The 1,192-nt window shown below is 55.5% G+C and carries 1 protein-coding gene; it reads left to right on the forward strand.

Annotation, left to right across the window (positions count from 1 at the left end; all coding sequences use genetic code 11):
* Positions 1–1,031, forward strand: a 1,031-nt coding sequence (gene hemW, locus HZB34_11655; protein ID MBI5316619.1) for a radical SAM family heme chaperone HemW, incomplete at its 5' end; no start/stop codon positions are given.
* Positions 1,032–1,192: the final 161 nt, after the last annotated feature.

Below are 1,192 nucleotides of genomic sequence, written 5' to 3' on the forward strand. Positions count from 1 at the left end.
ATCCGATGGCACGGTTTCACTCCGCCCTCATCCAAGAAATTGCACTCCATCATCGGCAAGACTCCCTGAATGGCCGCGCCCTGCAGAGCATCTACTTCGGTGGTGGAACACCGACGTCCCTCCCTGCCGATCAGCTGGCTGCGCTTCTGGCGCTGATTCGAGCGACCTGGCCGACCAGTGTCACGACGGAGGTCACGGTGGAGGCACACCCTTCTTCTGTCACGGAAAGAGATCTCACAGTCCTGGCTGATGCTGGATTCAATCGGATCAGCTTTGGAGCGGAATCGATGACGGACAAGGATTTCGCCTCCATTGGCCGGTTTGGACAAGTGCAGGATACGGCGGCCGCGGTTCAAGCTGCGCGCCGCGCTGGCTTTGAAAATATCAACCTCGATCTGATGTACGGGCTCCCGGGCCAATCATTGCAGGATTGGACACGCACCTTGGAATCACTCATGACGCTTACTCCATCACATATCTCCTGTTATGCCCTCACCATTGAGGACGGAACCAGGCTCGCCCAGGATATCGCTCGGAATCTTGTCCTGCCACCTGACGACATGCTTCAGCTCGACATGGAATCCGAAGCAGAGCATTTCCTGGCCGAAGCAGGATTTTCCCGCTACGAAATTTCCAACTATGCCAAACCTGACTATACCTGTCGCCATAATCTCCTCTATTGGACCGGTGGCGAGTATCTTGGACTCGGCCCAAGCGCAGAGTCCTATCTCCATGGAATCCGGTTTGGAAATATTGCGGATCTCGAAGCCTATGCGGCATGCTTAAACGACAACCGTCTGCCGATGACCGACCGTACAATTCTCTCGGCATCCGAACGCCAGCGAGATGCCCTCGTGTTCGGCCTGCGTCTTCTTCGTGGTGTCCCCCGAAAGACCGTCAAGGCTGCGGAACGAGATCATCAGATCGACGAACTTGTCGCGAAAGGCCTGCTCGATGCCGATCACGATCGAGTACGCCTGACTTCCTTGGGACGGCGCTACGCTGATACAGTAGCCGAGCAGCTGTTCTAAATGGGTCATGAAAACCGGCGCATCGAACATGCTGCACGGCAGTAATACTCATCCTCTTTCCTGCAGTTGAGCCTCTACCCCCGATTGACAACACGGTCGCAATTAGAGAAGACTACTGGAGCTATTAGGAGGAACCTCATGCCGGTGAACATGGATCCGTC

It is taken from the genome of Nitrospirota bacterium (assembly GCA_016219645.1).
Taxonomy (GTDB): Bacteria; Nitrospirota; Nitrospiria; order Nitrospirales; family Nitrospiraceae; genus Palsa-1315.